4 protein-coding genes and 1 pseudogene are annotated in these 6,103 nt (G+C 44.8%); 3 read left to right on the top strand and 2 right to left on the bottom strand.

Annotated elements, in window-relative coordinates:
• Nucleotides 1-410 precede the first annotated feature (410 nt).
• A complete protein-coding gene (locus tag LD39_RS05285; RefSeq protein ID WP_035543683.1) occupies nt 411-2,348 on the bottom strand; it encodes an ABC-F family ATP-binding cassette domain-containing protein in 1,938 nt (645 codons plus the stop codon).
• A gap of 167 nt (nt 2,349-2,515) precedes the next feature.
• On the opposite strand from LD39_RS05285, the gene moaC reads away from it, so the two are divergent.
• Both moaC and LD39_RS05295 read left to right on the top strand, forming a co-directional pair.
• The gene (moaC, locus tag LD39_RS05290; protein ID WP_035543684.1) at nt 2,516-3,001 is read left to right on the top strand and encodes a cyclic pyranopterin monophosphate synthase MoaC; all 486 of its coding nucleotides are present in this window, start codon (nt 2,516-2,518) and stop codon (nt 2,999-3,001) included.
• A gap of 15 nt (nt 3,002-3,016) precedes the next feature.
• Nucleotides 3,017-3,661 (top strand): redox-sensing transcriptional repressor Rex, encoded by a 645-nt coding sequence (locus tag LD39_RS05295; protein ID WP_035543686.1) that lies wholly within the window; start codon nt 3,017-3,019, stop codon nt 3,659-3,661.
• 221 nt (nt 3,662-3,882) lie between these two features.
• Here LD39_RS05295 and LD39_RS05300 read toward each other — a convergent pair.
• Nucleotides 3,883-4,705: pseudogene (locus LD39_RS05300) on the bottom strand (SDR family oxidoreductase).
• Between the two features lie 253 nt (nt 4,706-4,958).
• On the opposite strand from LD39_RS05300, the gene LD39_RS05305 reads away from it, so the two are divergent.
• Nucleotides 4,959-6,103: DHA2 family efflux MFS transporter permease subunit (locus LD39_RS05305; RefSeq protein WP_035543688.1), on the top strand; the 1,145-nt coding region annotated here is incomplete at its 3' end.

The following is a 6,103-nucleotide window of genomic DNA, read 5'->3' on the forward strand; positions in this document are numbered from 1 at the left end:
GGCTGTGGCGTTTAACCAGGGACACCGTTCCGGCTGGGATTTGAATGCTAATCCAGGCCTTGATCTAGAGAAATACGGCGAACGATAACAGTAAGAAACTCCCCTTGTATGAATGAGGGGAGTTTTTCTATGTTTATAAAAGTTATACACAATTGTATATTTATTCAGTGGATAACTTTTATTAACCCTATGAAAAGTTGTAAAGAAATCGTTAACAAAAATGTGGATAACTCTGTTGATAAATGTGGATAATGTGAATAAATCTGTTGAGAACGATAATATCAGTTTTTACATATGGATAACATTGTGGATAGTGAGTCTTAATTCATACATTCCTATACACAGGAAATTAGCAAAAAAAAGTCACCTCAGGTCATCCAGATATTGGATGACCTGAGGTGTGGGTAATTTTACTCTTCATGCAGCGATTCCCACTCTTCCATTAGAGCTTCGATGCGTTTGTGGTACGTGGTGTTGGCTTCTGTGAGCTCTAAGGACTTTTCATGGTCCTGATAGATCTCGGGGTCGCATAGCAGCTCATCGTTTTCCTCAAGCTTCGCTTCTAATTCCTCTATTTCTGCTTCGATCTCTGCGATGCGGCGGTTCTTCTTCCTCTCTTCGCGTTTGGCTTCTTTATCTTGTTGAAAACTGTTTTTCGCCTGTGGTTCATCCTTAGCTGGTTCATTTTGAAGGCGTTCGGCTTCTTCAATTTGCTGAAGCTCGTATTCTTCTTGTTTCTTCCCGGCATAATAGTCATAGTCACCGAGGTACAGTTTCGATTCCCCTGGGAGCATTTCCACAACCTGTGTGGCAATCTTGTTGATAAAGTATCGGTCGTGGGAAACAAACACGAGTGTCCCTGGGTAATCCACAAGTGCTGCTTCTAATACTTCTTTACTGTCTAAATCCAGGTGGTTGGTCGGCTCGTCCAAAATTAAGAAATTGGCTTCCTGCATCATCAGTTTAGCAAGAGATAAACGGGCTTTTTCGCCCCCACTTAAGGCTGTGACCGGTTTTAAAACATCTTCACCAGAAAAAAGAAAGTTTCCTAAGATCGTGCGGATGTCTTTCTCATTTTTCATCGGATAGTCATCCCAAAGTTCCTGGAGTACAGTCTTCTTGGAGTTCAATTTAGTTTGTTCCTGATCGTAATAACCTATTTGCACATTGGTACCGATCATTTTTTCTCCCTTGGAAGCTTCTAGCTCTCCAATAATTGTTTTCAGCAGGGTGGTTTTCCCGACTCCGTTCGGGCCAACGAGAGCAATCGAATCTCCGCGGCTGACGTCGAGGGAAAGGTTTTCGAATAAATAAGAAACATCCGGTTCATAACGAAAGCCAAAATCACGCAGTCTCAAGACGTCATTGCCGCTTCTCTTGGCAATTTGGAAACTGAATTTAGCGGACAAATTATCGTCCTTCGGCTTATCGATCCGTTCCATTTTTTCAAGTTGCTTCCTGCGGCTTTGGGCACGTTTACTCGTCGTTGCCCTGACGATGTTTTTTTGAATGAAGTCTTCCATTTTTTTAATTTCTTCCTGTTGCTTTTCAAACCGTTTCATCTCGATTTCAAAATCGGCTTCCTTCCTCTGCAAATAATCACTGTAGTTGCCATGATATTTTCTTGAAGATTGAAAAGCGATTTCGTACACCGTATTCACAATTTTATCGAGGAAATAACGGTCGTGGGAGACGATAACGACAGCCCCCGCATAGCCTTGAAGGTACCCTTCCAACCATGCGAGCGTATCGATATCCAGATGGTTGGTCGGCTCGTCCAGAATGAGAACATCCGGTTTCGTCAAAAGCAATTTACCGAGAGCCAGGCGTGTTTTTTGCCCGCCACTCAGTGAGGTAATCGGTGTGCTCCAATCAAAGTTCTTGAAGTTCAGTCCGTTCAAGACCGATTTGATTTCAGCTTCGTATTGATAGCCGCCTGCTGTTTTAAAATACTCCTGCTTACGGTCGTACTCACTTAAGAGCTGCTGATAACGCTCGGCATCATCAAGCAAATCAGGATCGGCCATCTTTTCTTCCATGGAACGCAGTTCTTTTTCCAAATCCTTCAGATGGGTGAATACTTTCTCCATCTCGTTCCAAATCGTTTCTCCTGATTGAAGGCCTGTATTTTGAGCTAGATAACCAACGGTCGTTTCTTTCGGTTTGAAAATCTCGCCGGAATCGTAGCTCATTTCACCAGCCATCATCTTGAGCAAGGTGGATTTCCCTGCGCCGTTCCGGCCTACAATGGCAATCCGATCGTTCATTTGTACTTCCAATTTAATATTCGATAAAATCAACTCAGCTCCAAAACGCTTCGTCAATTGATTCAGTTGCATGAGAATCATGTCGTTTCACCTCAATGAAATAAGTGTATCTTATATCGGATTCTTCTAGCAAGACAATGGCTTCAAAGTTTGTGAAATCTTTAACGACTAACGTTTGATTTTTTGGTAGAATAAGAGTAATGTAGCAATCAGCAAGTTTGTGAAAAACCGTAAAGAGGAGAAGTTCCATGTCAGAGTTTACGCATTTTAACGAACAAGGCCGTGCACGGATGGTGGATATCTCTGAAAAAGGGGAAACAGTGCGTACAGCCGTTGCCCACTCCAGTGTTCAGGTAAATGAAGAGATCTATCAAAAAGTTACCCATAAAGAAATGGCGAAAGGCGACGTCCTTAGTGTCGCGCAAGTGGCGGGCATTATGGCGGCGAAAAAGACTTCCGACTGGATTCCGATGTGTCATCCGCTCTCCTTAAAGGGAATTGATGTCTCATTTGAATGGAAAACAGCAGAAGCCTATATTTTGCACATATACGTCGAAGTCAAAACAAAAGGAAGTACAGGCGTAGAAATGGAAGCGCTAACGGCGGCTTCAGCCACAGCACTTACTGTCTACGATATGTGCAAAGCGTTAGATAAGGGAATGGTCATCGGTCCGACTTACCTTTTAGAAAAAACAGGAGGTAAGAGTGGGGATTACCAACGGGTCGATCGGTAAAGGAGGCAGAAACCCATGGATTTAGAACATACAAAAATCCCTCAGGCTACAGCAAAGCGGTTGCCGTTGTACTATCGCTTTTTGAACAATCTACATAGCCAGGGGAAACTGCGCGTATCGTCGAAAGAGTTGAGTGATGCGGTGAAAGTCGATTCCGCAACGATCCGCAGAGACTTTTCTTACTTCGGAGCCCTAGGGAAAAAAGGGTATGGCTATAATGTCGAGTACTTGCTGTCATTCTTCAGAAAGACGCTTGATCAGGATGAAACGACTAGTGTCGCCCTGATCGGGGTCGGTAACTTAGGAACAGCGTTCTTAAATTATAATTTTACGAAAAACAACAATACAAAGATCGAAATTGCGTTTGACGCAAGCCGCGAACGTGTCGGCACAGAAGTCGGCGGAGTGCGTGTGGAGCACATCGATGACCTGGAAAAGAAGATGGGAGACCTGACCGTTGCGATTCTTACGGTTCCGGCATCGGAAGCTCAAGGCATCGCCGATCGTCTCGTCCAAGCGGGGGTATCGGGCATCTTGAATTTCACACCAGCCCGTATTTCTGTACCGTCGAGTGTGCGTGTGCATCATATCGACCTGGCGATTGAACTTCAGGCGCTCGTTTATTTCTTAAAGCATTATCCGTTAGAAGGAGAAGAATAGAAGAGAGGATGTCGTACAAATGCGACATCCTCTTTTTTTGCTTTGGCTAGAAAATTATTAAATTTTTTTCCTGTGGTTTTTTTGTCCTGGTGAGCGACATCCAGCTCCAGTGCCTAGCCCTTCGCGACATAAGCAACCCGTCCTGTGGAAGGAAAAATCACCTTCCTCCGGCTGTTTTGCTTACGCGTATCGGAGCTCTCAGGGCGCTTGCGCCTTTGTTCTTATTTTGTATTCTCTTTCCAGTTTTTATCGATAAGCATTTTGCCCGGCCATGTGTACGCCATGATGCCTCCGTCCACGGCAATATCTTCCCCTGTGACATAAGAACTTTCATCAGAAGCGAGGAAGAGGGCTACGCTCGCAATTTCATCGGGACTTCCCAGGCGTCCCATCGGTGTCACCCATTTTTGTGCTTCACGAAACTCTTTTCCGCCTTCTTCTTCCTTTGTTCCTGCCAGTTCATCAACAAGCGGCGTTTCAATCGTTCCTGGTGCAATAGAGTTCACACGGATGCCTTCACGCGCATAATCGATCGCCATCGCTTTTGTGAAATTGGTAATGCCGCCTTTTGCTGCGTTATACCCGGAGCCGATCGAGATCTGCCGCACGGCCAGACATGGAAGATGTATTAATGATTGATCCACCTTGGTCCATCATAAGAGGGATAAGGAACTTACTTGTTAAAAACGTTCCGCGTAAGTCCACGGCAATGATGCGGTCGAAAAGCTCCACAGGGTACTCGTGCACTTTTCCACCTTCCTGATCAATCCCTGCGTTATTGAACAAGATATCAATCTTGCCGTATTTATCTTTTAAGTAGTCGGCGAATGCGGATACACTTTCTTCTTTTGATACATCTAAGGAATAAGCTTCTGCTTGACCACCGGCTTGGATTACTTCATCCACTGTCTTTTGCACGTCATTTTCATTAACATCAGCACAAACAACGGTCGCGCCTTCTTTCGCGTACAGTTTTACGGTCGCAGCCCCGATCCCTGTCGCAGATCCTGTGACAACCGCTACTTTGTTATTTAATCGTCCCATTGTAAAACGACCTCCTTGTAAGTTCTTTAGTGAAATACCCGCTTCTTAAATCGATGTAAACATGTGGAAATGTGTTAAAACGGTTACAACAAGAAGATTTTATTTTTAGAAAACCCCTTCCAATTCATTCGTATCAGCCACTAAAAAAATCGCTCGAAAAATATCGAATAATCGGCCCGATCATGGTTAATGAAAATCACTGGTGGTATAGTAAAGAATAGTTCGTGTATCGAAAGAAAGAGAGGGATTATGCATGAGTAAATTACCAAATAAATGGCTGGTTGTCGTCTCCGTACTTTTCGGGACGTTCACCGTCATTTTAAATAACAGTATGCTGAACCCGATCTTGCCGCGCTTCATCCAAATCTTTAATTCGAATGCGGTTGCCGTCGGGTGGATCCTGACCATCTTCATGGTATCGATGGGGATGACGATGCCGCTCACCGGCTATTTCGGCGATCGGTTCGGCAAGAAGAAAGTCTACTTAGCAGGTCTGAGCATTTTCATCGCAGGTTCTCTGATGGGCTTCTTTTCAAGCTCATTAGGGATGGTTATCCTATCCCGTGCAATTCAAGGGATGGCCGGAGGTTTGATGATGCCGATTGCAATGGCATTGATCTTCAACTCGTTTCCCCGTTATGAACGCGGATTAGCGGTGGGGGTATATGGTGTAGCAGCCATGGTGGCGCCTGCCGTCGGTCCGACAATCGGGGGCTTTTTAATTCAGTATTTTGATTGGCCGTGGCTATTCGCCTTCAATATTCCATTCGGGCTGACAGGACTGATTTTATCAACGAAATTCCTTGAGCCGACGGAAACGAATCCGAATAAAAAATTCGATTTGATCGGTTTCATTATTGTCACCTCAGGGATTGGATCCGTCTTGTTTGCGTTAGGACGAGGCCGTAACGTTGAGAGCTTATTTGATGCCTTCAATATTTTACTTATTGTCGGCGGTCTGCTCGCTATTGTGCTGTTCGTCTGGTATGAAAACCGGCAGGACGATCCGTTACTGAATTTGTCCGTATTCAAAGTACCGACCTACTCAGTATCCATTGTCGTGACATCAGCGGCATCGATCGGATTGTTTTCAGGGATCTTCCTCCTGCCATTACTGATTCAAAATGTTTACGGTTTGAACGAAGTCATGACAGGACTGTTGTTTCTGCCTGCCGCAGCGGCAAGCGGCATCTTCATGTCGATCGGCGGTAGGATCTTAGATAAAAAAGGACCGAAATTCGTAGTGCCACCAGGTCTTGCGATCATGGCAGCAGCAACGCTCGGCTTAAGCTTCTTGAATTTATCGACGCCTTACTGGCTGATTTTATTATTAAATACGATTCGCGGCCTCGGTATGGGCATGGGGAACATGCCGGCAACGACCTCCGGTATGAATGC

The organism is Halobacillus sp. BBL2006, from assembly GCF_000786645.1.
Taxonomy (GTDB): domain Bacteria; phylum Bacillota; class Bacilli; order Bacillales; family Halobacillaceae; genus Halobacillus.